Below are 24,283 nucleotides of genomic sequence, written 5' to 3'. Positions count from 1 at the left end.
GGGCTGTCAGCACCGCAAAACAAAGGGCGCAGGATACCACCTTGCTGGTTGGTCGATGCCAGCCAAACGCCGCAAACGAACGTCCATCGACAACACCACCATTTCACCTAACCCCTCAAGAACCCTACCTGAGTCACTTCCGCCGTTTTGCAGCTCGCCCACGACACAAACCCCTGCCGCTGATAAAACGCTGCCGCTCGAGGATTACCAGTCATCAGCTGCAGGCCATTCGGTGTGTTCTGTTGCACGACCTTGAGCAGCTGCTGCCCCAGCCCCTGACCTTGCGCAGCTGGGCTGACGGCAATGAACTCCAAACAGCTGTAGTCATTCGCATGCGGCGCTTGCTCAGCAAAGGCAAACAGCTGCGCCAAGCGCGGCAATACATCGCCACCGCAGCGCTCGGCAATCTCTGCACCAAGGGCTTGCCATGCCTGCGGCTCTGGCTGATAACCAGCTGGCGTGACCCAAGCAGCGGCGAGTAAGTCTTCGCCAGAGAACAACGCTAAGGTCGGCAGGCCAGCGCTTTGGTGATACGTCAGATAGGCGTGCAGATAAGCGTTTAAGCGCTGCGCGTAGCCGGGCCGCTCGGCCTGCAACAGCCAACGGTGCGTAGGGTCGGCGGCGAAGGCGCTCGCAAGTAACGCCTTCGCCGCTGGCAGATTAGCTGGGGTTAAGGGGCGAAGATCCATTTCGCGAGTGTCGGATTAGTTGCCTAAGAACAACTGATACGCCGGATTATCGCCCTCGAACCAATAGGGGTAGCCGATCCCTTCGAGCACTTCAGCCACTTGGTCGCGTTCGGCCGGCGGCACTTGCAGGCCGACCATCACGCGGCCGTAGGCGGCGCCGTGGTTGCGATAATGGAACATGCTGATGTTCCAGCGTGCGCCGAGTTTATTGAGGAAGTTGAGCAGCGCACCAGGACGCTCGGGGAACTCGAAGCGGTACACCACCTCATCGGTGGCTTGTGCGCTGTGGCCGCCGACCATATGGCGAATATGCAGCTTGGCCAGTTCGTTGTCGGTTAAATCCACCACCGGCAGTTTTTTGCTGTGCAGCTGTTTGAGCAGCGCATCGCGCGGATCGGTTTCTGGGTGGGTTTGCACACCGACGAAAATCTGCGCCTGCTGCGCGTCGTGATAGCGGTAGTTGAACTCGGTGATCGCCCGCTTACCCAGCGCCTGACAGAAGGCTTTGAAGCTGCCGGGGCGTTCGGGGATGGTTACGGCGATCAGCGCTTCGCGTTTTTCACCCAATTCGGCACGCTCGGCCACGTGGCGCAGGCGGTCGAAGTTGATGTTGGCGCCAGAATCGATCGCCACCAAGGTTTTGCCGCTCACGCCTTCGCGCTCAACATACTTTTTGATCCCCGCCACGCCCAGCGCACCGGCGGGCTCGGTGATCGAGCGGGTATCGTCGTAAATGTCTTTGATCGCCGCGCAGATTTCGTCGGTGCTCACGGTAATCACTTCATCCACATAACGGCGCGCCACTTCAAAGGTGTGCTCGCCGATTTGCGTTACCGCCACGCCATCGGCAAACAGCCCTACGCTGGGCAGCACCACGCGTTCGCCAGCGGCCATGGCCGCTTGCAGGCAGTTGGAGTCTTCCGGCTCGACGCCGATCACCTTGATCTCCGGCTTTAGGTACTTCACGTACGCAGCAATGCCCGCCACTAAGCCGCCGCCACCGACCGGCACGAAGATGGCGTCGATGCTGCCCTTGTGCTGACGGAGGATTTCCATCGCCACGGTGCCTTGCCCGGCGATGGTGTCCGGGTCGTCGTAGGGGTGGATGTAGGTGAAGCCTTTTTCTTCGACCAATTTCTGCGAATAGGCCAGCGCCTCGGGGAAGGCATCGCCGTGCAGCACCACTTTGGCGCCCCAGGCTTTCACCGCGCGGACTTTAATTTCTGGCGTGGTTTTCGGCATCACGATGGTGGCTTTGACACCCATCTCGCGTGAGGCCAAGGCCAAGCCTTGGGCATGGTTGCCGGCCGAGGCCGCCACCACGCCGCACGCGCGCTCGGCATCGGTGAGCTGGGCCAGCTTGTTGTAGGCGCCACGAATCTTGAAGGAGAACACCGGCTGCAGGTCTTCACGCTTGAGCAAAATCTGGTTGCCCAGCCGCTCGGTTAAAAAGCGTGCGTGTTGCAGGGGGGTTTCCACCGCCACGTCGTACACCGGCGCGGTGAGAATCTTCTTCATGTACTGTTCGAGCATGGCGACAATTCGTTACGTTTTTTACCCAAAGAGCGGCGAGTCTACCGCAGCCACTGCCGCCTGCGCAGCGCGAGATGGCTATAATGCGCGGCAATTTTCCCGCGTTTTCACGGAGTTGCCATGAATCAGGCGCAAATGAAACAAGCCGTTGGCCAAGCGGCTGTCGAGCTGATCCGCCCACAGTTGGACAGCGACAGCATCGTCGGCGTCGGCACTGGCTCCACGGCGAACTGTTTTATCGACGCGTTAGCGCAGATCAAAACCGAGTTCGACGGCGCCGTGGCTAGCTCCGAGGCCACCGCCGCGCGGCTGAAAAGCCACGGCATTCCGGTCTACGACTTAAACACCGTGAGCAACCTCGACGTGTATGTGGATGGTGCCGATGAGAGCGACCATCACCTGCACCTGATCAAAGGCGGCGGCGCGGCACTAACGCGCGAGAAGATTGTCGCCGCCGTGGCGAAAACCTTCGTCTGCATTGCCGACCAGAGCAAGCTGGTGGATGTGCTCGGCGCCTTCCCGCTGCCGGTGGAGGTGATCCCCATGGCGCGCAGCCACGTGGCCCGCGAACTGGTCAAACTCGGCGGTGACCCGGTGTACCGCGAAGGCTGCGTGACCGACAACGGCAATATCATTCTCGACGTGCACAACCTGAGCATCGTCGACCCTGCTCAGCTTGAGCGCGACATCAACGCCATCGTCGGCGTAGTGACCAACGGCCTGTTTGCCGCCCGCCCAGCCGATGTGCTGCTTCTGGGCACGCCCGACGGAGTTAAGACGCTCAAGCCCTAATAAATAGCCGCACCGCGCCATCGCAGCGTGCACAGCGCTGTGATGGCCCCCCCTGCTTTAGTTCACCTTTCTCACCGCTCAATCTGGTCTATGGTTAAACCTCCATCGATTAGGAGTGCTTAAACCATGTCCGGCAAATTTCGCCTGAAAAAAGCCAAAGACGGCCAGTTTCACTTCAACCTAGAAGCCAGCAACGGCCAAGTGATCGCCACCAGCGAGCTGTATAAAGCCAAAGACTCGGCGTTAAACGGCATTGAGTCGGTGCGTAAAAACAGCCAGCGCGCAGGCGCCTTTGAAAGCCGCGAGGCGAGTAACGGCAAGCCGTACTTCGTACTTAAAGCCACCAACGGACAGATCGTCGCGCAAAGCCAGCAATACAGCAGCAAAGCCAGCTGTGAAGCAGGTGTTGCTTCGGTGCAGAACCATGCGCCAGAAGCCACACTGGTCGATGAAAGCTAAGCCATTCGCCTAGGGCAGCCCCGTGCTGCCCTGATTGCCACGCAAGGACTGCCGCATGCCCCAGCATCATCAAATCAATTACGTCGAACTGCCCTGCCGTGACTTAGCCGCCAACAAGGCCTTCTTCAGCGCCGTATTTGGCTGGCAATTCATCGACTACGGCCCCGACTACTGCGCCTTTGCCGATGCCGGGCTGGATGGCGGCTTTTATCGCGCCGAGCAAACCAGCGACGCCAGCCAAGGCGCCGCCTTAGTGGTGCTGTATAGCCACGACTTAGAGGCCAGCTTGCAGGCCGTGCAGCAACACGGCGGGCAGATCAACAAAGCCATTTTCAGCTTTCCCGGCGGGCGGCGTTTTCACTTTACCGACCCATGCGGTAATGAGTGGGCGGTGTGGTCGGCGGTGGCTGAAGCCGAGTAAGCTGCACGCTGATTCCCCCGCACGGACGCACAGCATGACTACCCTCTTAGCCCCAGAAGCCTGCCAATCGATGGCGGATATTCGTCACGCCATCGACAGCCTCGACGAACAGATCATCACCCTACTCGGTCAGCGTTATCGCTATGTGCTGGCCGCGGCACCGCTTAAGACCTCAGTGCAGAGCGTGCGTGCCGAAGAGCGCCTACGCCAAGTGCTCGCGCAACGGCGCGAATGGGCCCAAACGCACGGGCTTAACCCCGACGCCATCGAGCGCCTGTATAGCGATTTGATTGAGCACTTTATTGCCGAGGAACTACGCCACTGGCAGGCCGCTCAGTCCTCCGCGCCCTGCGGCACAAAGCGATAAAACAAGTTCGGCTCGCTGACCAAATACAGCACGCCTTGCTCATCCATGGTCATGCCTTCGGCCTGCGGCACGCCGCGCTTGAGGCCGTGCTGGCCGGGCAGTAGCGACAGACTGCCGAGCAGCGTGCCGTCGAGGTCGATCTCCAGCACCAGCCGCGACTCATCCGACACGGCCAGCAAGTGCTGAGTGCGGCTATCAAAGTGCAGGCTGGATAGATCGCGCACCACCAGCGCCTGATTCAGCTCGGTCATCTCGCGAATGCTTAACTGCGCCACGCCACTGTCGGGCGGCGGAAAACCCTGCACGGCATACACGCGCATCGGGTCGCGCTCTTTGGCGACAAACAATTTCTGCCGCGCGGGGTCGTAGGCCAGCCCTTCAAAGCCCTTATTGCCATTTAAGCCAATGCCGAGAGCTAAACGAGGCGCATCGCGCACATCCAGCGCTTGCGTGCTGGCATCAATGCGCACTTTCACCAGTGTTTGGCTGCGCTCGTCAGAAATAATAAAGCGCCCGGGGCTTAGGTATTCGATGGCTTCGGGGTCGCTAATGCCGGTCAGCGGAATCTGCCGCAATAAGGCGCCATAACGCGATAGCTCCAGCACCGCCGCCGGCTTGTTGGTGACGGCGAGCAGAATGCGCCGTTCGGCATCCCAGGTTAGCGCCGAGACATCGGCCACGCCTTCGATTGGCCGCGCCTGTTGCACGACGCGATAGCCCGGCAGCCATAAGCTGTCTTGCTGGCGCGCCTCGGCGTGCTGCCAAGCGGCCCAGTGCAAGCCAAGACGGGTAAACAGCTGGAAATACCAAACCGCCGCCAGCAGCACGAGCACACTGGTGGCAGCGAGTAGATAAACGGTGGGTTTGATTAAACGGCGCATGGAATGCTCAGAAAGCAGCCAGCGCCGAAGGTTCCGCGCGTTACTCTTCTAGCCACTGATCGAGGGTCTTCTCGATCTCGCCACGAATGGTGCCGGCCAAGGGCGCCAGCATCAGACCAAGGCTCATAAACAGCGCGATGCGGTGCTCGGCCACGTCGATCTTGCCGTCCACCCCAGAGCGCTTAAATTGCAGGGTGTTGCCTTCCCAGCGGTAGCGCACATCAAATTTCTGCGCCAACTTGGCGGCCAGCTGTTCGGCACGGTTGCGCGCCTCATCCAGCCCTAAGGCGTGGTCACGTTCAATGCGGATTGCCATGGTTAAACTCCAACAGGCATTACCCAGCTGCACCGGCGTGCAGCACCTCTGCGCCAACTATAGCAGCCACGCCAAGGCCGCCGCGAACTGCCTTGCGTCAAGACAAAGCGGCTTTGGCTGGCTAGAATGAGCGCTCATTTTTTCAGGGTGCAACCATGAGCGATTCGCGCAAACCCTCCGACGGTGGCCAAACCACCACGCACTTCGGCTACCAAACCGTAGCGGAGCACGAAAAAGCGCAAAAAGTGGCCGAGGTATTTCACTCGGTCGCCGCCAAATATGACCTGATGAACGACGTGCTGTCCGGCGGCATGCATCGCCTGTGGAAGCGCTTTACTATCGAGCTTTCCGGCGTGCGTCCCGGTAATCGCGTGTTGGATATCGCCGGCGGCACCGGCGACCTCACCCGCCAGTTCTCGCGCTTAGTCGGACAAAGCGGCGAAGTGGTGCTGGCCGACATCAACGATTCGATGCTCAAAGTCGGCCGCGACCGTCTGCTGGATAAAGGCGTGACCGGCAATGTGCGCTTTGTGCAAGCCGATGCCGAGAAGCTGCCCTTCCCCGATAACCATTTCGACGTGGTCACCATCGCCTTTGGCCTGCGTAACGTCACCCATAAAGAAGACGCCCTGCGCAGCATGTTGCGCGTGCTCAAGCCCGGTGGTCGCTTGCTGGTGCTGGAGTTCTCTAAGCCGGCCAACCCGCTGCTGGCCAAGGCCTACGACACCTACTCGTTCAACTTTATGCCGCTGGCCGGCAAGCTGATCACCAACGATGCCGACAGCTACCGCTATCTGGCCGAGTCGATCCGCATGCACCCCGATCAAGAAACCCTCAAGGGCATGATGGCCGACGCCGGTTTCGAGCGCGTGACCTACCACAACATGACCGGCGGCATCGTCGCCCTGCATCGGGGAATCAAGCCCTAATGCTCACTATGGCGCTGTTGGCGGCGGCGGAAACCGGCATCAACCAAGTGCTGCGCTTAGACAGCGTGGCCTTGCCGCGTTTAGCGCAGCTCACCGGTCGCGTGCTGCACGTGAAGGTCGTCAGCCCGGCGCTGGATGTCTACGTGCTGCCCGCTGGCGACGGCCTGCATTTGGCCAGTCAGTACGAAGGCCCGGTGGATTGCAGCCTCAGCGCCCCGCTGCCGCGCCTTGCTGAGCTCGCCAGCAGCAACGACAAAAGCCGCGTGCTGCACGCCGACGATGTGGAACTCAGCGGTGACTCCGCGCCGTTACTCACGCTGGCGGAAATCCTCGCTGACCTACAGCTGGACTGGGAAGACCGTTTAAGCGACTGGTTTGGCCCGCTCGCGGCTGGACTGATCGGCCAAGGCGTGCGGCAATCGGTGCGCTGGAGCAGCCAAACCCTGCACAGCCTGGAACAGAATGTCGCCGACTACCTCACCGAGGAAGCGCGCAGCTTAGTGGGCCGCCGCGAGGCCGAAGCGCGCTTTAGCGAACTCGACCGCCTGCGCCTGCAGCTGGACCGCCTCGACGCCCGCCTGCAACGCGTGGCCCGCCACACCGCGGCTAAGGACACCCCATGAAGCTGCTGGCTGCCCGCCGCCTGTTCACCATTGTGCGGGTGATTGCCCGTTACCGGCTCGACGACCAACTGCTTGCTCTGCCATTGCCGTGGTGGGTGCGTTTGTTGATAGCCCTGCTGCCGTGGCGCTGGCTGCCGCGCGGTAAAAACCCGCACAGCCGGGGCGCGGCGCTGCGTTTAGCGCTGGAAGACTTAGGGCCGATCTTTATCAAGTTCGGCCAGCTGCTCTCCACCCGCCGCGACCTATTACCGCCGGACATGGCCGACGAGTTAGCCAAGCTGCAAGACCAAGTGCCGCCCTTCCCCGCCGCCGAAGCCCGCGCACGCATTGAGCGCTTTTTAGGCGCGCCGGTGAGTGAAATCTTCGCTGCCTTTGAGGCCGAGCCCATGGCCTCGGCGTCTATCGCGCAAGTGCATGCGGCCAAGTTGCACAGCGGTGAAGATGTGGTGGTGAAGGTGATTCGCCCCGGCCTGCGCCCAGTGATTCGGCAAGACTTAGCCTGGTTGTTCTTGCTCGCCGGGCTACTGGAGCGCGCCAGCCGCGAAGCGCGCCGCCTGCGCCCGCGCGAAGTGGTCAGCGACTACCAGCAAACCATCTTCGATGAGCTGGATTTAATGCGCGAAGCGGCCAACGCCAGCCAACTACGCCGCAACTTCGACGGCTCGCCGCTGATCTACGTGCCGCAAATCCATTGGGATTACTGCCGCGAAAAAGTGTTGGTGATGGAACGCATCTACGGCATTCCGGTCACCGATTTAAAAGCGCTGGCCGATCAAGGCACGGATATGAAGAAGCTCGCCGAACGTGGCGTGGAGATCTTCTTCACCCAAGTGTTCCGCGACAGTTTCTTCCACGCCGACATGCATCCGGGCAACATTTTCGTTAGCCGCGAAGCGCCGTGGAACCCGCAGTACATCGCCATCGACTGCGGCATTATCGGCAGCCTAACGCCGGAAGATCAGGACTATCTCGCCCGCAACCTGTTGGCCTTCTTCAAGCGCGACTACCGCAAAGTGGCCCAGCTGCACATTGATTCCGGCTGGGTGCCGCCGCACACGCGGGTCAATGAGTTCGAGGCGGCGATTCGCAGCGTCTGCGAGCCAATTTTCGAAAAGCCGCTGAAAGACATCTCCTTCGGCCAACTGCTGCTGCGCTTGTTCCAAACCGCGCGGCGCTTCGATATGCAGGTGCAGCCGCAGCTGGTGCTGCTGCAAAAAACCTTGCTGAATATCGAAGGCTTAGGCCGTCAGCTGTACCCCGATCTCGACCTGTGGAACACCGCGCAGCCATTCTTAGAGCGCTGGATGCGCGAGCGCGTCAGCCCCGTACAGCTGCTGCGCAACCTGCAGGCGCAGGCCGAACAAGTCCCGCATCTATCGCACATGGCGCGCGAAACGCTGGAGCGCCTAAGCCAGCACAACAACGCCGTCGCCCCCGCGCAACCGGCCAGCAGCTGGCCTGCCAAGCTGCTCGGCGTGGGCCTAGTAGTCGGCGCCAGCCAACATGGCTTGCTGCTGGTGCCTGCCGCGTGGCCGGCATGGTTAATGCTCGCCGCCGGCGCGTTTCTAGTCTTGCGCCGCCAATAACGAGGTTTGTATGAGCAACTGGCTTGATGAGATTCACTGGACCGCCGACGGCTTGCTACCCGCCATCGCGCAGGACCATCGCACCGGCCGCGTGCTGATGATGGCGTGGATGAACCGCGAATCGCTGCAGCTATCAGTAGCCGAAGGCCGCGCCATCTATTGGTCACGTTCGCGTGGCAAACTGTGGCGCAAGGGCGAGGAGTCCGGCCATGTGCAGAAGCTGCACGAGATTCGTCTGGACTGCGACGCCGATGTGCTCATTCTGCAAGTCGAGCAGCTGGGCGGCATTGCCTGCCACACCGGCCGCGAAAGTTGCTTCTACCGCGTGCTCAAAGACGGCCAGTGGCATACTGTGGATGCGGTGATTAAAGACCCCAACGCGATTTACGAGGGCCACAGCCATGAGTGACACCCTGAGCCAATTGGCGGAAGTGCTGGAAGCGCGCAAAAACGCCGCACCGGACTCGTCCTACGTGGCCAGCCTGTATCACAAGGGCCTGAACAAGATTCTGGAAAAGGTCGGTGAAGAAGCGGTGGAAACCATCCTCGCCGCCAAAGATGCCGCCGTTAGCGGCAAGCACGACGAACTGATCTACGAAACCGCCGATTTGTGGTTTCACTCGCTGGTGATGCTGGCCGCCCTCGGCCAACACCCGCAAGCCGTTTTAGACGAACTTGAGCGCCGCTTTGGCCTATCCGGCCACGACGAAAAAGCCGCGCGTAGCAAATAACACAGCCGAAAGGCCGATAAGGAGATAACCATGGGTATTGGCGGTATTAGCGTTTGGCAGCTTCTGATCATCCTGTTGATCGTGGTCATGCTGTTTGGCACCAAGCGCCTGAAAAACTTGGGCGGTGACTTGGGCGATGCCATCAAAGGTTTCCGTAAGTCGATGAACAACGAAGAAAACGCCGAAGCCGACAAGCCGAAAGTGCCCGACCAAGGGCAGACCATTCAAGGCGAAGCGCGCAAGGTTGAAGAGCCGAGCAAGAAAGACTAACGAGACACCGCCATGTTTGACGTTGGCTTTAGCGAGCTGGTGCTGATTGCCGTGCTCGCTTTGATTGTGCTCGGCCCTGAGCGCCTGCCGGTGGCAGCGCGCATGCTGGGCTTATGGGTGGGCCGCCTGAAGCGCAGCTTTAACTCGGTGAAAGCCGAGGTGGAGCGCGAAATTGGCGCCGATGAAATCCGCCGCCAACTGCATAACGAGCGCATCCTCGATATGGAGCGCGAGCTCAAAGCCAAGATGGGCTTGGAAGACAAACCGGCCTCTAGCGAAGCACCGCCAGCGGCGAGCACTGAGGCACCCGCCAGTGCCGAGCCATCTGCCAGCGCCAGCCCTACGAACAGCAGCGAACCTGCCAATAAGCCAAGCCCATGAGCCAGTCTTCTACCGACAGCGAAATGCCGCTGATCGCGCACCTAACCGAGCTGCGCAACCGCTTGCTGCACATTGTGGTGGCCGTGCTGCTGATCTTTGGCGGGCTGTTCTACTTCTCGCAAGACATCTACGCGCTGGCCTCAGCGCCGCTAAGGGCGATTCTGCCCGAGCACGCCAGCATGATCGCCACCGGAGTGATCTCGCCGTTCCTCACCCCGTTCAAGCTGACCTTAGTGCTGTCGCTGTTTTTGGCCATGCCCTATGTGCTGTACCAAATCTGGAGCTTTATCGCCCCCGGCTTGTATCAGCACGAAAAGCGCATCGCCATTCCGCTACTGATCTCCAGCGTGCTGCTGTTCTACGGCGGCATGGCGTTCGCCTACTTTGTGGTGTTCCCGCTGGTGTTTGGCTTTATTGCCGGCATCACCCCCGAGGGCGTTACTCAAGCCACCGATATCAGCCAGTATCTGGATTTTATCCTCACCATGTTTTTCGCCTTTGGCGTGGCGTTTGAGGTGCCGGTAGCCACTGTACTGCTGATCTGGATCGGCATTGTTGAGGTAGACACCCTGCGCAAAAGCCGCCCCTACGTGGTGGTCGGCTGCTTTGTGATTGGCATGTTCCTCACCCCGCCGGACATCATCTCGCAAACCCTGCTGGCGGTGCCCATGTGGCTGTTGTTTGAAGCGGGGCTGTTCTTCGGCGGCATGATTACCCCACGCGAGCCGCAAGAGCCGGAGCTGCCGGAAGACACCACACCGGACTACCCGCGCGAGTCGCGATGAACCTGCTACTGCTCGAACCCGATGACCTGATCAGTGAAGACCGCGCCGTGTTGCGCGGTCGTCGTTTACGCCACCTGCACGAAGTGCACCGCGCCGAAGACGGCGACACCCTGCGCGTCGGCCTGCTCGGCGGCGGCATGGGCCAAGGCCAGCTGCTTAGTTTGGACGAGCAACAAGCCGAGCTGAGCTTTAGCCTCACCAGTGCCCCGCCGGCCAAGTTGCCGCTGACCCTGATCCTCGCCCTGCCACGGCCGAAAATGCTTCGCCGTGTGCTGCAAACCGTAGCCGCCATGGGCGTGCCGCGCATTGTGCTGGTCAACAGCGTGCGGGTGGAAAAAAGCTTCTGGCAGACGCCGTTTCTTACCCCCGAAGCGATCCGCGAACAGCTGATCTTAGGCCTCGAGCAAGCCCGCGATACCGTACTGCCGGACGTCAGCCTAGAAAAACGCTTTAAACCCTTCGTGGAAGATCGCCTGCCGGCCATGGCCGCTGGCACCTTAGGCCTCACCGGCCACCCCGGCGACTACCCCGCATGCCCCCGCGCACTCAGCGAGCCCGTCACGCTGGCCATCGGCCCCGAAGGCGGCTGGATTCCCTACGAAGTAGAAAAACTCGCCGAAGCAGGCCTAAATCCCGTGCAACTGGGCGAGCGTATTTTGCGGGTGGAAGTGGCCGTGGCGGCGCTATTGGCGCGACTTTTCTAAGCCAACTTGCAGGCCATCAGGCAACTCATCACGCAGCCCGCCACGTTCGCGCAATTGCTTCGCCACCCGCACAAACGCCAATGCCGCCGGCGAGGCTTGCCGTTCATCCAGCATGGCCAACGCTACATCACGTGTTACTGGGGGCAGCAAGGGCTTAGCCACATAATCGCCGGTTGGCACAGCAGGCAGCGCTAACTCAGCCACTAACGACACGCCATCGCCACGCGCCACAGCAGCCAAGGTGCTCATCAGCTGCGCACAGCGATAACGCACCACTGGGGTTTGCTGCGCGCCGACGAATAAGCGCTGCACCAACTCGGCAGAGCCTGCTTCGGTGAGCACAAAGGGGTCGTGGCACAACTCGGCCAAACGCACCGCCTCGGCCTGCGCCAAGGGGTGGCTGGCGGGTAGCAGTGCGACCATCTGATCACGCAGCAGCAGATAGGTATCGAAGCGCTCCTGCGGCAGCACCACAAAACCGATGTCGATGCGCTGGCTCTCTAGCCAATGCAGCACATCGCGGTCGGGGCCTTCGTCGATGTGGATATCGATATCCGGGTACTCCGCGCGATAGGCGGCCAAAATCTTCGGTAGCAAGCGCATCGAGGCCGTGGGGCCAAACGAGCCAATGCGCAGCGTGCCGCGCTTCATGCCGCGTGCGGCGGCGGCCTCTTGGCGCATGGTTTCTTCCAGCGCCAGCAAAGTGCGCGCGCGTAGCAGCAGCGTTTGGCCAATATCCGTAGGCACGCTAACGCCACCGCTGCGGCGCAGTAGCTCGACGCCAAGCTCAGACTCCAACGCTTTCAGCGCATGCGAAACGGCCGACTGGCTTATCCCTATGCGGCTGGCCACAGCGGTGAAGCTGCCTAGCTCGGCAATCAAGGAAAAAATCTGCAACTGGCTGAAGGTCATCCGCTCACAGGCCCCGGCATGAGTTTTTGCTCATTTTACTATTAGCACACATGAGCCCAAGAATGCCCTCGCTTGGCGTTGCCGACAAGCTCCCCCCGGGGCGCGCAACGACAGCCTCGTATGGACCCTTAAACAAGGACGTTGCCATGAACTTGATCTCTTTCTCTGCAGACTATGGTTTAAGCGCCGTGTGTCCGCAGTTGACCGAGTGCTTTCTTGCCATGCAGCCGCTACCGGCGCAGCACCAGCTCGGTAGCTATGAGGTTCGCCAATACCACGCCGCGCTGAGCGCTGTGGAGTTGCTCACGCTAAACGAATACAAAAGCAATCTGGCCGCCCTACGCGAGTTAGATAGCGTGTTCAGCAGCGCCCAAGCACCCGGCCTATATCGCTGGGTGTTACCGGCACTCAAGCACTGGTGCAAACTGGATTTAGCCCAAGCGTGCCGCCTGTTTACCGAACACCTGAGTGAATACCCCGCCGACACTGCCGTGCTGTTTATGCTGCACCAGTGCCAGTTCTTCGCCGGACGTACCCACGAGTTGCCTAAGAGCATCACGCCGGCGTGTAACCAACCTCCTACAACCTCACCGTTTTTAAGTCACCACTTGGCGATTCAGGCCTTTGCTTGGGTAGAGGCGCGCCGCTATATCGATGCCCGTGAGTTGGCCGAAAATGCCTTGGCCATTGACCCGCGCAATGTCTACGCCATCCATGCCATGGCGCATGCTCTGCACGAACAAGGCGCGTTTAGCCAAGTGCGTGACTTTCTGCAAGACTGCAAAGCCATCTGGCAAGACCACGCCGCCATGGGCATGCATGTGGGCTGGCACTTGGCGATGGCCTATTACGAGTGCCAGCAAGAGCAACAAGCCTATGTCGCCTTCCAAGATTTTTACGCCATGAAGCCGAGCTTCTTCGCTAAACAAGACTTAGATGCCGTGGGTTTTCTGTGGCGCGCGCGCCTGCAACACCCGAAGCTGCACACCTGCTTAGCGCCACTTTGGGATGACCTGGCCATCAGCTGGCTGGGCAGTATTGGCGCCAGCACCTCGTACCTGCATCGCATACACGCGGCGCTGGCCTTTACCGCCACCGAACAACCTAAATTGATCGAAAAATTACTCAGCGAATGCGATGAAATGGGCTTCGACACCCTCACCCATCGCACTGGCATTTTGGTCCTCAAAGGCCTGCTGGAATTTGCCTTGGATAACCCTGTGGCCTGTCAGCGCGCCCTGCGCAGCAGTCGGCCATACTGGGATTTACTCGGTGGTAGCCACGCCCAGCGCGAGCTACTCGATATCACTCTGAATGCTTGTGACACCCATTTGGCCGCCACGGCCTGACGTATTGGTGACGCCTATGCCCGTTTTACCCGGCGACTTTAAAACCTACCTGCAACTGACTTTGGTGGCCTGCCTGTGGGGCGGCACCTTTGTCGCCGGGCGCTTTTTGGGGCCAGAGTTACCCGCCATGGCCGCCGCAGCGCTGCGTTTTATGCTGGCCAGCCTAACCTTGCTGGGGTTCTTACTGTTGGTGCACCGCCAACCTTGGCCGCGCCTGAATTGGCGGCAAACGGCGCAAGTCTGCGCTTTGGGGCTGGTGGGCATCTTCGCCTATAACCTGTGTTTCTTTTACGGCTTAAGCCAAATCAGCGCCTCGCGCGCTTCGCTGATTGTCGCCCTCAACCCCGCCGGCATCGCCTTACTGGCATGGCTGCTGTACCGCGAGCAACTCAGCCCGCTCAAGCTCAGCGGCATTGCCGCCTGCATTGTCGGCGCCATGCTGGTGATCATCAGCCGCGACCCCAACGCGCTCGGCTCCACCTGGGGGGCCGGGCAAGGCGAGTTGCTGATTTTAGGCTGCGTAGCCAGTTGGACGATTTACACCGTGTGCGCCCGGCCGATGACCGCCAGCATTGGCCCGCTGTTTACCGTGAGTTTTTCCATCTTCGCCGGTAGCGCCATGCTGCTGGCCTGCGCGTGGTGGCAAGGCGAATTAACCGTCAGCCTGCTTGGCCAGATCAGCGCGGCGCAGTGGCTCAGCTTGGCCTATTTGGGCGTGCTCGGCTCGGCGCTGGCATATATCTGGTATTACGCCGCCATTGCGCGCATTGGCGCGATGCGCAGCGGCGCGTTTATCGCCTTAAACCCGTTAAGTGCGGTGCTGCTCAGCGTGCTGCTGCTCGGTGAGCAGATCAACCTGCTGATTGCCATCGGCGGCGCGATTGCCATTGCTGGCATCTACCTATGCAACCGCCCGGCAGGCTTTAGTTGGCCGCGCAAACGCAAAGCGCTGATTCACCCGGCAGCCGCGCCAGAATAAAAAAAACCGGGCTTACGCCCGGGGAGAGAAGTGTGGTCTTGCGACCCACGAGAGAAACGGCTCAGGAGGCAATCAATCACCCGCCTTACGGCATACCCAACGCATTGGGCAGCCACAGCGACACCGCCGGCACATAAGTCACCACCACCAAGAAGCCCAGCAGCAGCACCAGCCACGGCGCAGCGGCGCGAATAGTGGCCGGCAGGCTCATGCCGGTGACGGCGCTAGTGACAAACAGGTTGAGCCCAACCGGCGGGGTGAGCATGCCGATTTCCATGTTCACCACCATGATCACGCCGAGGTGAATCGGGTCGATGCCCAGCTCCATGGCAATCGGGAACAGAATCGGCGCCAGAATCAAGATGATCGCCGAGGGCTCCATAAAGTTGCCGGCAATCAACAGCAGCACGTTCACCAGCAGCAGAAACATCCACGGCGACAGGCCCATTTCCACCACGCTGGCGGCGATGGTCTGGGGAATTTGCTCGGTGGTCAGCACATGAGCAAACAGCATGGCGTTGGCGATGATAAACATCAGCATGATGGTCAGCTTGCCGGCATCCAGCAGCACCTTAGGGCATTCGCGCACGCGCATGTCTTTGTAGACAAACAGCGCGATGATCGCCGCATACACTGCCGACACCGCCGCCGCTTCGGTGGGGGTGAACATGCCGGAATAAATGCCGCCCAAGATGATCACCATCAGCAGCAAGCCCCACAGCGCACGGCGGCCGCTGGATAGCCACTGGCGCAAGCTGGCACGTGGCAACGCGGGCAGGTTCTTCTTCCGCGCGATCACATAGATCGCCACCATCAGCATCAAGCCCAGCAACAGACCCGGCACCACGCCAGCCATAAACAGCTTACCGACAGAGCTTTCTGTGGCGGCGGCGTACACCACCATGACAATCGACGGCGGAATCAAAATCCCCAGCGTGCCGGCGGTACTGACAATGCCGGCGCCAAACGCCTGCGGGTACCCCGAGCGCACCATGCCGGCAATCGCAATCGAGCCCACCGCCGCTACGGTGGCGGGGCTGGAGCCAGATAGCGCGGCAAACAGCATGCAGGCCATCACCGCAGCAATCGCCAAGCCGCCGCGAATATGCCCCACGCTGGCGTTGGCGAAGTCGATCAAACGCCGCGCCACGCCGCCGGTGGTCATAAAGGCGCCAGCCAAGAGGAAGAACGGAATGGCCAGCAAGGTGTAGTGCTCGCTGGTTTCGAACAGCTTGATGGCCAGCGAACGCACGGAGTCTTCACTGAACAGCAAGATGGTCGCCGCGCCGGATAAGCCCAACGAGATGGCAATCGGCACGCCGATCAGCATCAAGGTAAACAGGCAGATAAACAGGAAGGCGATGGTCATGGTTTGGCCTCCTCGTCCATGTGCTTAAGCGCGTCGGCGGCTTCATCGGCAAGGCCCAGGCCGGTCTGTTCGTTACGCACAATACGCAGGAGGATTTCGCCAAAACGCAGCGCCATCAGGCCAAAGCCAAACGGCACGATCAGCGCGATATGGCCTTGCAGAATGCCAAAGTGGTCGAGGTCTTCAGCGCCAATGCCGGCCTTAAACAGCACGCTGACCCAGGCATAGCTGCCACTGGCCATCAGCAGGCTGTAAGCGATACAGGCGCACACGGCGATTAAACCGAGCACTTTTTGCAGGCCACGCGGGGCCAGCTTGACCAGCGCATCCACGCCGATATGCCCAGCGGTGCGCACTCCATAGGCCATGCCCAAAAAGATCAGCCAGCCAAACAACGCTTTGGTCAGCGCCGGGCTCCAGGTCATCGCTTGAGCATAACCGATGATGAAATCGCCGATGGCGAACATCAGCTCGCTAGCGCCTTCCCAGCGATCAGCCAGCCAATAAAACACGGTGTAGAGGTTGTTGAGTAACACGTAGGTGCAGGTCACCAGCGTCATGGCACCGAGCAAGAAAGCAATCGCCGCTTCTTCGAAATGGTTCCAGACGCGCATCAGGGCGCTCATGGCAGGCTCCGCAAAGTGATTTTTATCGTTATGCCGAGTGCCCACAAACAGGCACTCGGTTAGTCACAGATAACGGCTTATTGGTTGGCCGCTTGGGCTGCCTTGATCAGATCGGCGCCGATCTCGCCTTCAAACTTGCCCCACACTGGGCGCATGGCTTCACGCCACTGGGCACGTTGTTCAGGGGTCAGACTGATGACTTCGCTGGTGCCAGCTTCGCTGATGCGCTGCTTGTCACCTTGGTTCAGCGCTTCGGCTTGCTCGTTCACCTTGGCGGTGACTTCCACCACGATCTTGTCCAGCTCGCTGCGCACATCTGCCGGCAGGCCGTTCCAGAACTCGGTATTGGTGACCAGCATATAGTCGAGCACGCCGTGGTCGGTTTCGGTGATGAACTTCTGCACTTCAAAGAACTTCTGGCTGTAGATGTTCGACCACGGGTTTTCGGCGCCATTCACCACGCCAGTCTGCAAGCCTTGATACACCTCGGCGAAGGCCATTTTGCGCGGGTTGGCACGCAGTGCTTTGAACTGCTCTTCCAGCACCTTAGAGGCCTGTACGCGGAACTTCTGCCCACGCGCATCTTTCGGTTCGCGCAGCGCCTTATTGCCCGACAGCTGCTTCATGCCGTTGTGCCAATAAGCCAGGCCGGTGATGTTCTTGTCTTCCATGCTTTTCAGCAGGGCAACGCCCTCGGCGCTTTGCTGGAAGCGGTCCACCGCTTGGATGTTGTCGAACAGGAACGGCAGATCAAACACCTGCAGCTTCTTGGTGTACTGCTCGAACTTGGCCAATGAGGGAGCAATCATGTGCACATCGCCCAGCAGCAGGGCTTCCATTTCTTTGCCATCGCCGTACAGCGACGAGTTGGGATACACCTCAACCTTTACCTTGCCCGGCAGGCGCTCTTCGGCCAGCTGCTTAAACAGCAAGGCGCCTTGGCCTTTGGGGGTGGAGTCCGCCACGACGTGGGAGAACTTGATGACCACAGGCTCGGCCTGAGCAAAACCCGCCACAGCGGTTAGCGACAGCGCGCACGCCAACGCACGCAAAGAAAACTTCAACATGGCACACCTCATTGTTGTGATTGTCAGTGCGGTTGCTCCACCGGCAGGGGAGCAAAGCCGTGCTCTGACATAGCAGCAGGCGTGCCAGCCTTATTAATCCACCCAACCCATTGAATTAATTAGGATTTCATAGAAAACCTTGAACAGGCATGGCGAAAGCTCGCCAAAGCGATGCGCGCAGCGTGGCGGAAAACCGCCAACGCTATTCAGCGTTCAGCAGGGTAAGCGACAAGCTGCACGCAGAGCGGTGCAGCGCGTTGGCTAATCCTCGTCGGCAAACTGCAAGCCGTGCTTGCGCAGTTTGTCGTGCAGGGTTTTACGCGGAATATTCAGCGCCTCGGCCATGGCCTTCAGGCTGTTATGGCCGCGCAGCAGCTCCGTTTCGATCAGGGCTTTTTCAAACGCTTCAACCCGTGCGGCCAAGCCTTGGCCATCGGCTGTCGGTAGCTCCGGCGCGCTGTGACTGCCGATCACTAAGCCCAGCCCCAAGGCAAAGCGCTCGGCGCAGTTTTGCAGCTCGCGCACGTTACCCGGCCAGTCGTGGCCCAGTAGCGCGGCGCGCTCGGCAGCGTTGAGCTCTGGCAAGGCCAGCTGATAACGCTCGGCGGCGCGTTGGCCGAAGTGCTTAAACAACAGCAGGATGTCATCGCCGCGCTGCTTAAGCGGTGGAATCGCCAGTGCGGCAACATTCAGGCGGTAATACAAGTCGGCGCGAAAGCGACCTTCATCGGCGGCTTGGCGCAGGTCTTCTTTGCTTGCGGCGATAATGCGGATATCCAGCGCAATCAGCTGATTGCCGCCGACCCGTTCGACGGCACGCTCTTGCAGCAGGCGCAGCAGTTTGACCTGCACCTCGAGCGTCATGCTTTCGATTTCATCCAAGAACACCGTGCCGCCGTTGGCGAACTCAAACTTGCCGATGCGGCGTTTATTGGCGCCGGTGAAAGCGCCCGGCTCGTGGCCGAATAGCTCGCTTTCCACCACCGACTCCGCCAAAGCGCCGGCATTAATCGCCACAAACGGCGCCGCGCGGCGCGGCGACAAGTCGTGCAGCGCACGCGCCACCACCTCTTTGCCGGTACCGGTTTCGCCCAGAATCAGCACATCGGCATGGGTGGCCGCCAAGGCGCCGAGCTGCTGACGCAAGCGCTGCATGCCTGCCGACTGGCCAATCAAACGTGCGCCCAAACCGCTCTGCTCGGCCAGCTGTAAGCGCAGCTGGCGGTTTTCCAGCACCAAAGCACGCTGCTCTAGCGCACGCTTCACTCGGTCGACCAATTGCTCGCTGGCGAAGGGTTTTTCGAGAAAATCGAATGCGCCGTTTTTCATCGCCTCAACCGCCAAGGCGATGTCGCCATGGCCGGTGATCAAAATCACCGGCAAGGCAGGGTCGCGTTGCTGCAAGGCGCCCAAGAGTTGCATGCCATCCATCCCCGACATGCGAATGTCGCTGACAATCACGCCCAAATCCATGTGATCGAGCTGCGCCAACAGCCCTTCGGCGCTGCCCCGGCTTTCTACGCTAAAGCCGGCCAATTCGAGGGTTTGGGTTAGCGCGCGGCGCAGGTCAGGGTCGTCGTCGATCAGTAATACGCGGTCTATCGGCGTCATGCCTCAGGCTCTCTTACGGGGGCAGTACACAATTGCAATTGCAGGGTAACGAGGGCGCCGCCCTCGGGATGATTGGCCAGTTGAAGTTCGCCAGCCACGGCGCGGATCAGGGTATCGCAAATCGCCAAGCCCAGACCAAGGCCTTCGGCGCGCGCTTTGGTGGTAAAGAACGCCTCGCGGGCGCGCTGCAAAGCTTCGTCGGAAAACCCTGGGCCACTGTCGCGCAAAATCAGCCGCAGGCGTTCGCCTTGCTGCTGAATGCGTACAAAAAGGCGCCGCTCGCCGCGTTGCTCGCCCAGCGCATCCACCGCGTTGCTGAGCAAGTTGCCTAAGATCTGCCGCAGCCGCGTGTCGCCGGCCAGCACCCACAGCGGGGTATCGGGGATGTCGCGCTGCACGGTGATGCCGAGCTTTTTCAGCCGCCGCTCGAGCAGCACCAGCGAATCATCCAGCGCGCTGCACAGCTCTACCGGCTCGGGCTTTGGCGCCTCGTGACGGGCATAGGCTTTTAGGTGAGCGATGATGCGCGCCATGCGCTGGGTGAGCTGGCTGATTTGCTGCAGGTTGTCGCTGACCGCCTCGGTGCGCCCTTGTTGCAAAAGCAGCCCCGCGTTATCGGCATAACTGCGGATGGCGCCCAACGGTTGGTTAAGTTCGTGGCTGATGCTGGCACTCATGGTGCCCAGCGCCGACAGTTTGCCCGCCTGCACGAGGTCATCCTGTGCTTGCACTAAGGCTTGCTGGGTTTGCTCGCGCTCGTGCACTTCGGCGCGCAAACGGGTGTTGAGGCTTTCCAGCGCGGCGGTGCGCTCCAGCACGCGGATTTCCAGCTCGCGGCGCGCGCGCGCATCTTGCGCTTGGTGCTCGAGATAATGCCGGCGGCGCTGGATCAACACCGCCAGCACCAGCAGCAACACCAGCAGCACGGCCGCCGCGGTCAACAGCGCCTCTCGCACCGGCGTGCTGAGCAAGCGTTGCGGGGCCAGAATACTGACCGTCCAGCCGACCTCTTTTAAGAAGCGTTCTTGGGTGAGCCACTGGCTGTGGTCTAACTGCAGCGGCGCTGGCGACGGCGTGCCGTAGGGGCGATGAGCGGCGATCAGCTCTTGCTCCACACGCGACAGGCTGCGCGTGGCGTGAAAGCGCCAATCATCGCGCGAGGATAAAATCACCACGCCCAGCTCATCGGTGACCAAAAAGTGCTCTGGGCCTTTGCCCCACAACACCTCGGTGGCATCCAGATTGACCTTCACCGCCAACACGCCGAGGGTTTGCGGTGTGCCGGCGGCATCGCTCAATAACGGCGCGGCAAAGAAATACCCTCGCCGCCCCGACGTCACCCCCAAGCCAAAAAAGCGCCCTGGCTGCCCCTGCATGGCTTGGCGAAAATACGGCCGAAAACCGAAGTTACGCCCCACAAAAGAGTCAGCCTCTTGCCAGTTGGAACTCGCCAGCGTGGTGCCGCGCGCATCCATCAAATACACCGCTTCGGCCTGACTTTGCGCGGCGAACTGCGCCAACAACTGATTAACCTGCCGCTGCGTGGGCGCTGCCTGCGGGGCCATTAACAGCGCGCGCAGCTCAGGCATCCGCACCAGCGCCTGCGGCAACACCTCGAAGCGGTGCAAGGTGCCCAACAAGTTGGCCACGTACAAATCCAGCGTTTGCCGGTGCTGCTCCATCAACCGCTCAAGGTAGTAGCGCTCGGCAAAATATTTCAGCGGCCACAGCAAGGTGGTCATCAACAGCGCCAGCAAAAACAGCGAGCGCCAACGAATATGGCGGGGGATAACGGTGCTCAACAGGCAAACAACCGAAAAGGCCGAAGGGAATAAAAGCTTAGCAGGCTCACTTGCCGGACAACGCATTGGCTGCTAAAAAGCCGCGCTTTTGCTTACGCCAAGGCCTTTGCCATGTTGTTTGGCTCCCGTTGTGGATTACTCCTGTGCGCATTGCTGGCCCTGCCTGCCTATGCCGAACCGAGCAGTTTTTATGCCGCCAAAAAGCTGCTGCCAAGCTTGGCGCTGGCGTTAGGGCAACGCAGCTTTTATTGCGCCTGCACGATTAAACACAACGGCAAACAACTGCGTGCCGACTGGGCAAGTTGTGGTTATACGCCGCGCAAAAACGCCCAACGCGCGGCACGCATCGAGTGGGAGCACGTAGTGCCGGCGTGGGCCTTTGGCCATCAACTGCAATGCTGGCAACACGGCGGACGCAAAGCCTGCAGTAAAGATGCCCGCTTCCGGCAGATGGAAGCCGACCTGCACAATCTGGTGCCGGCGATTGGCGAGGTGAATGGCGACCGCAGCAACTACAGCTTTGCCATGCTGCCCAGCACGCCCGCGCAGCACGGCGCCTGCCCGATTCGCATCGACTTTAAAGCCCGCCGCTTTCAACCTCCGGCCAATAAACGCGGCGACATCGCGCGCATCTACTTTTACATGCGCGATCGCTATGGGCTGCAGATTAGCCGCCAGCAAAGCCAACTGTTTAACGCCTGGGCCAAGCAAGACCCAGTAGACCACGCCGAGCGCCAGCGCGATGCGCGGATTGCCGCCACTATCGGCCGACATAACCCGCACGTCGCCGCGCCGTTAAACGAGCAAATCGCGCAGCAACGTTAACCGTTGCCGATTGCCCTCTCGGGTGCGCGACACGCGCTGTCGCGCTGCATGTTAGGCTTGCCGCAGAACCACCAAGAGTACCCCCGCCATGCCCCTGCAATTGCCCCTCGAAGCCCTGTTTGCCCTCTGCGCCTTTGCCGGCGCGTTGCTCGGCACGCTCGGCATGGCCTTGTATGCCCGCCAACAACAGCAACAACGCGCCGCCCAACATGCCGAGCAACTCAGCGCCGCGCAGCAATTGGCCGACAGCCTTAATCAGCGCCTGCACCAGCAAGATCTCACGCTGCGCGAAGCACAGCTCAGCGCGAGCAGCGAGGCCAAGCAGCACGCCCAAGCACGGCAGCAACTGGAACACAGCCAACGTCAGCTGGAGCAACTACAACAGCGCCTGCTCAGCGTGAGCGAACAGGCCGAACGCCACAAAGCGGCCCTCGAAGCCGCCCAGCAGCACAGCCAAGAGCAGCGCGAGCAGCTCAGCCAACAGGCGGCGCAACTGGCTAACAACCAACAACAACTGGCCCAGCTGCGCGAAGAACACGCCACCCTGAACACCACCCTTGAGCAACGCCAGCAGCACTTTACCGAGCAGCAGCAACTGCTTAAAGAAAGCCGCGAGCAGCTCAAGCTGGAGTTCAACCAACTGGCCAACCAAATCTTCGAGGCCAAAGGCCAAGCCTTCTCGCAGCACAGCCAGCAATCGCTAGACGCCTTGCTCAAACCCTTCCGCGAGCAGATCACCGGCTTTCGCCAGAAGGTCGAAGACATCCACCACAAAGACACCCAGCAGCAAGCCGCGCTACAAGCCGAGCTGCAAGGCCTTAAGGCGCTCAACCAGCAGATCACCGAAGAAGCCCACCAACTGGCCACCGCGCTGCGCGGGCAAAAGAAAATGCAGGGTAACTGGGGTGAACTGATTCTGGAAAACGTGCTGGAACGCTCTGGCCTGCGTGCCGGCATCGACTACCAACGCGAGTTCAGCGTGAGCCACAGCGAAGGCCGCAGCCGCCCCGATGCCGTGGTGTTCTTGCCCAAAGACAAGCACCTGATCATCGACGCCAAGGTGTCGCTCAACGCCTACACCCGCTATGTGAACAGCGAGGACGACAACGAGCGCGCACTGGCCCTCAGCGAGCATGTGAAGGCCATCAGCGAGCGCATTCGCGAACTGTCCGAGCGCCACTATTACGATTTGCCGGGGCTTAACTCGCCAGAGATGGTGTTTATGTTTATCCCCATCGAATCGGCCTTCGTCGAAGCGCTGCGCGCCGACGAGCAACTGTTCCAAAAGGCCTTGCAACAAAATGTGCTGGTCGCTACGCCAACCACCTTGCTTACCAGCCTCAACATCGTGCGTCAGCTATGGCGCTTTGAAGAACAGAACAAACACACCGCCGAGCTAGCCGACAAAGCCGCCAAGGTGTACGACAAGCTGCGCACCTTCTTAACCAGCATGGACACCGTGGGCAAAAGCCTCGAAAAAGCCCAAGACGCCTACCAGAAAGCCTGCGGCCAGCTGGTCAATGGCCCCGGCAACTTGGTCAAACAAGTCAGCGAATTCCGCGAACTGGGCGTGTCGGTGAAAGCCGAGCTTAGCGAAGAATGGGTGGAAAAAGGCCAGCTAGAACTGACCCGCAGCGAACGTGAAGCGCTACTGGAAAGCGCCGACGATTAACCCATGCAGGCCAACACCCAAGAAGCAAACCAGCACTGGCAAGGCGTCTCTGGCAGGGCGCTGATCGGGCTGGCGTTGGCCGTGCTGTATGTAGCGTGGCAACACTTCGCCACCCGCGAGCAATGGGTATTCCTACTCGACCACGCCAACCTCGCCCTGCATGAAGCCGGGCACCCGCTGTTCGGCCTACTGCACAGCGGCCTGATGGTGTATGGCGGCACCTTAATGCAACTGCTGTTCCCCAGCGTCTTTGCTGTGCACTTCTATCGCCAAAGACACAGCTTAGGGTTTGCCATCAGCGGCGTATGGCTGGGCGAAAACCTGCTCAACATTGGCCGCTACATGGCCGACGCCCGCGCCCAACAACTCCCCCTAGTGGGCGGCGGCGACCACGACTGGACGTTTATCTTCAGCCAGTGGGGCATGCTAGCCGCCGACACCCGCATCGCCGGCTTTACCCGGCTAATGGGCGTCTGCCTAATGCTCGGCACCGTGTATTGGTTATGGCGCCGCTGGCGCGCTCAGGGTTGAGGTCGACTTAGTAAAGCGGGGCAGTGTCAGGTGAATACTGTATCTGTACACGTTTTTTGACTCGACCTTGCGA

Annotated in this window: 28 protein-coding genes; 18 read left to right on the top strand and 10 right to left on the bottom strand. The window is 60.4% G+C overall.

Annotated features, from left to right (window positions below; genetic code table 11):
* Positions 1-107: 107 nt before the first annotated feature.
* Both BMX80_RS11055 and ilvA read right to left on the bottom strand, forming a co-directional pair.
* Complete coding sequence (locus BMX80_RS11055; RefSeq protein ID WP_074868367.1) at positions 108-689, bottom strand: GNAT family N-acetyltransferase; 582 nt, start codon at positions 687-689, stop codon at positions 108-110.
* A 15-nt stretch (positions 690-704) separates the two neighbouring features.
* Positions 705-2,222, bottom strand: a complete 1,518-nt coding sequence (gene ilvA, locus BMX80_RS11050) for a threonine ammonia-lyase, biosynthetic (RefSeq protein WP_071871032.1) — start codon at positions 2,220-2,222, stop codon at positions 705-707.
* A 120-nt stretch (positions 2,223-2,342) separates the two neighbouring features.
* Between ilvA and rpiA the strand changes: the two genes are divergently transcribed.
* From rpiA to BMX80_RS11030, 4 genes are all read left to right on the top strand, one after another.
* Positions 2,343-3,014: a ribose-5-phosphate isomerase RpiA gene (gene rpiA, locus BMX80_RS11045; protein ID WP_074868364.1), complete on the top strand. Its 672-nt coding sequence runs from the start codon at positions 2,343-2,345 to the stop codon at positions 3,012-3,014.
* Positions 3,015-3,140: 126 nt separating this feature from the next.
* Positions 3,141-3,473, top strand: coding sequence for a YegP family protein (locus tag BMX80_RS11040; RefSeq protein ID WP_071871034.1), 333 nt, complete (start codon positions 3,141-3,143; stop codon positions 3,471-3,473).
* 55 nt (positions 3,474-3,528) lie between these two features.
* Positions 3,529-3,894, top strand: coding sequence for a VOC family protein (locus BMX80_RS11035; RefSeq protein ID WP_074868360.1), 366 nt, complete (start codon positions 3,529-3,531; stop codon positions 3,892-3,894).
* Between the two features lie 34 nt (positions 3,895-3,928).
* The gene (locus BMX80_RS11030; RefSeq protein ID WP_074868357.1) at positions 3,929-4,261 is read left to right on the top strand and encodes an isochorismate lyase; all 333 of its coding nucleotides are present in this window, start codon (positions 3,929-3,931) and stop codon (positions 4,259-4,261) included.
* Here BMX80_RS11030 and BMX80_RS11025 read toward each other — a convergent pair.
* Together BMX80_RS11025 and BMX80_RS11020 are read right to left on the bottom strand one after the other, a co-directional pair.
* Positions 4,228-5,142, bottom strand: a complete 915-nt coding sequence (locus BMX80_RS11025; RefSeq protein WP_074868355.1) for an SdiA-regulated domain-containing protein — start codon at positions 5,140-5,142, stop codon at positions 4,228-4,230. The genes BMX80_RS11030 and BMX80_RS11025 overlap by 34 nt on opposite strands.
* 40 nt (positions 5,143-5,182) lie before the next feature.
* Positions 5,183-5,458, bottom strand: coding sequence for a polyhydroxyalkanoic acid system family protein (locus BMX80_RS11020; protein ID WP_071871038.1), 276 nt, complete (start codon positions 5,456-5,458; stop codon positions 5,183-5,185).
* A 155-nt stretch (positions 5,459-5,613) separates the two neighbouring features.
* Between BMX80_RS11020 and ubiE the strand changes: the two genes are divergently transcribed.
* Genes ubiE through BMX80_RS10975 form a run of 9 tightly spaced genes read left to right on the top strand, consistent with a single transcriptional unit; the run spans position 5,614 to position 11,467 of the window.
* Positions 5,614-6,387 carry a bifunctional demethylmenaquinone methyltransferase/2-methoxy-6-polyprenyl-1,4-benzoquinol methylase UbiE gene (gene ubiE, locus BMX80_RS11015; RefSeq protein ID WP_071871039.1) on the top strand — a complete coding sequence of 258 codons (774 nt, stop codon included), beginning with the start codon at positions 5,614-5,616 and terminating at the stop codon, positions 6,385-6,387.
* A complete protein-coding gene (locus tag BMX80_RS11010; protein WP_074868353.1) occupies positions 6,387-7,010 on the top strand; it encodes a ubiquinone biosynthesis accessory factor UbiJ in 624 nt (207 codons plus the stop codon). The genes ubiE and BMX80_RS11010 overlap by 1 nt, the downstream gene beginning before the upstream one ends.
* Positions 7,007-8,596, top strand: coding sequence for a ubiquinone biosynthesis regulatory protein kinase UbiB (ubiB, locus tag BMX80_RS11005; protein ID WP_074868350.1), 1,590 nt, complete (start codon positions 7,007-7,009; stop codon positions 8,594-8,596). The genes BMX80_RS11010 and ubiB overlap by 4 nt, the downstream gene beginning before the upstream one ends.
* Positions 8,597-8,606: 10 nt before the next feature.
* On the top strand, positions 8,607-9,005 hold the full coding sequence (gene hisI / locus BMX80_RS11000; protein ID WP_074868347.1) for a phosphoribosyl-AMP cyclohydrolase: 399 nt from the start codon (positions 8,607-8,609) through the stop codon (positions 9,003-9,005).
* A complete protein-coding gene (locus BMX80_RS10995) occupies positions 8,998-9,327 on the top strand; it encodes a phosphoribosyl-ATP diphosphatase (RefSeq protein ID WP_074868346.1) in 330 nt (109 codons plus the stop codon). The genes hisI and BMX80_RS10995 overlap by 8 nt, the downstream gene beginning before the upstream one ends.
* Before the next feature lie 30 nt (positions 9,328-9,357).
* Positions 9,358-9,597 (top strand): twin-arginine translocase TatA/TatE family subunit, encoded by a 240-nt coding sequence (tatA, locus tag BMX80_RS10990; protein WP_071871044.1) that lies wholly within the window; start codon positions 9,358-9,360, stop codon positions 9,595-9,597.
* Between the two features lie 12 nt (positions 9,598-9,609).
* Positions 9,610-9,978 carry a Sec-independent protein translocase protein TatB gene (gene tatB, locus BMX80_RS10985; protein WP_074868343.1) on the top strand — a complete coding sequence of 123 codons (369 nt, stop codon included), beginning with the start codon at positions 9,610-9,612 and terminating at the stop codon, positions 9,976-9,978.
* Positions 9,975-10,763, top strand: a complete 789-nt coding sequence (gene tatC / locus BMX80_RS10980) for a twin-arginine translocase subunit TatC (protein WP_074868340.1) — start codon at positions 9,975-9,977, stop codon at positions 10,761-10,763. Before tatB ends, tatC begins: the two co-directional genes overlap by 4 nt.
* The gene (locus BMX80_RS10975; protein WP_074868337.1) at positions 10,760-11,467 is read left to right on the top strand and encodes a 16S rRNA (uracil(1498)-N(3))-methyltransferase; all 708 of its coding nucleotides are present in this window, start codon (positions 10,760-10,762) and stop codon (positions 11,465-11,467) included. The genes tatC and BMX80_RS10975 overlap by 4 nt, the downstream gene beginning before the upstream one ends.
* Here the strand turns inward: BMX80_RS10975 and BMX80_RS10970 are convergent.
* Entirely contained in the window at positions 11,447-12,379 is a 933-nt protein-coding gene (locus BMX80_RS10970; protein WP_074868335.1) for a LysR family transcriptional regulator, read from the bottom strand. The genes BMX80_RS10975 and BMX80_RS10970 overlap by 21 nt on opposite strands.
* 146 nt (positions 12,380-12,525) lie before the next feature.
* Between BMX80_RS10970 and BMX80_RS10965 the strand changes: the two genes are divergently transcribed.
* A complete protein-coding gene (locus BMX80_RS10965; RefSeq protein WP_074868333.1) occupies positions 12,526-13,728 on the top strand; it encodes a tetratricopeptide repeat protein in 1,203 nt (400 codons plus the stop codon).
* A 16-nt stretch (positions 13,729-13,744) separates the two neighbouring features.
* Positions 13,745-14,707: a DMT family transporter gene (locus BMX80_RS10960; RefSeq protein ID WP_074868330.1), complete on the top strand. Its 963-nt coding sequence runs from the start codon at positions 13,745-13,747 to the stop codon at positions 14,705-14,707.
* A gap of 85 nt (positions 14,708-14,792) precedes the next feature.
* On the opposite strand, the gene dctM is transcribed toward BMX80_RS10960, so the two are convergent.
* From dctM to BMX80_RS10935, 5 genes are all read right to left on the bottom strand, one after another.
* Positions 14,793-16,076: a C4-dicarboxylate TRAP transporter large permease protein DctM gene (gene dctM, locus BMX80_RS10955; protein ID WP_071871051.1), complete on the bottom strand. Its 1,284-nt coding sequence runs from the start codon at positions 16,074-16,076 to the stop codon at positions 14,793-14,795.
* Positions 16,073-16,702 (bottom strand): TRAP transporter small permease, encoded by a 630-nt coding sequence (locus tag BMX80_RS10950; protein ID WP_074868328.1) that lies wholly within the window; start codon positions 16,700-16,702, stop codon positions 16,073-16,075. Before BMX80_RS10950 ends, dctM begins: the two co-directional genes overlap by 4 nt.
* A gap of 77 nt (positions 16,703-16,779) precedes the next feature.
* Positions 16,780-17,769, bottom strand: a complete 990-nt coding sequence (gene dctP / locus BMX80_RS10945; RefSeq protein WP_074868326.1) for a C4-dicarboxylate TRAP substrate-binding protein DctP — start codon at positions 17,767-17,769, stop codon at positions 16,780-16,782.
* 261 nt (positions 17,770-18,030) lie between these two features.
* Positions 18,031-19,380, bottom strand: a complete 1,350-nt coding sequence (locus tag BMX80_RS10940; RefSeq protein ID WP_074868322.1) for a sigma-54-dependent transcriptional regulator — start codon at positions 19,378-19,380, stop codon at positions 18,031-18,033.
* Positions 19,377-21,185 carry an ATP-binding protein gene (locus BMX80_RS10935; RefSeq protein WP_407922793.1) on the bottom strand — a complete coding sequence of 603 codons (1,809 nt, stop codon included), beginning with the start codon at positions 21,183-21,185 and terminating at the stop codon, positions 19,377-19,379. The genes BMX80_RS10940 and BMX80_RS10935 overlap by 4 nt, the downstream gene beginning before the upstream one ends.
* A gap of 108 nt (positions 21,186-21,293) precedes the next feature.
* Between BMX80_RS10935 and BMX80_RS10930 the strand changes: the two genes are divergently transcribed.
* The 3 genes from BMX80_RS10930 (at position 21,294) to BMX80_RS17855 (ending at position 24,210) form a co-directional block, all read left to right on the top strand.
* Complete coding sequence (locus tag BMX80_RS10930; protein WP_074868319.1) at positions 21,294-22,007, top strand: endonuclease; 714 nt, start codon at positions 21,294-21,296, stop codon at positions 22,005-22,007.
* An 88-nt stretch (positions 22,008-22,095) separates the two neighbouring features.
* A complete protein-coding gene (rmuC, locus tag BMX80_RS10925) occupies positions 22,096-23,679 on the top strand; it encodes a DNA recombination protein RmuC (RefSeq protein WP_074868316.1) in 1,584 nt (527 codons plus the stop codon).
* A 3-nt stretch (positions 23,680-23,682) separates the two neighbouring features.
* Positions 23,683-24,210, top strand: coding sequence for a hypothetical protein (locus BMX80_RS17855; protein WP_074868313.1), 528 nt, complete (start codon positions 23,683-23,685; stop codon positions 24,208-24,210).
* Positions 24,211-24,283: the final 73 nt, after the last annotated feature.

The sequence above is a fragment of the Atopomonas hussainii genome (assembly GCF_900109735.1).
Lineage (GTDB): Bacteria > Pseudomonadota > Gammaproteobacteria > Pseudomonadales > Pseudomonadaceae > Atopomonas > Atopomonas hussainii.
This window is presented reverse-complemented; position numbering and strand designations above follow the sequence as displayed.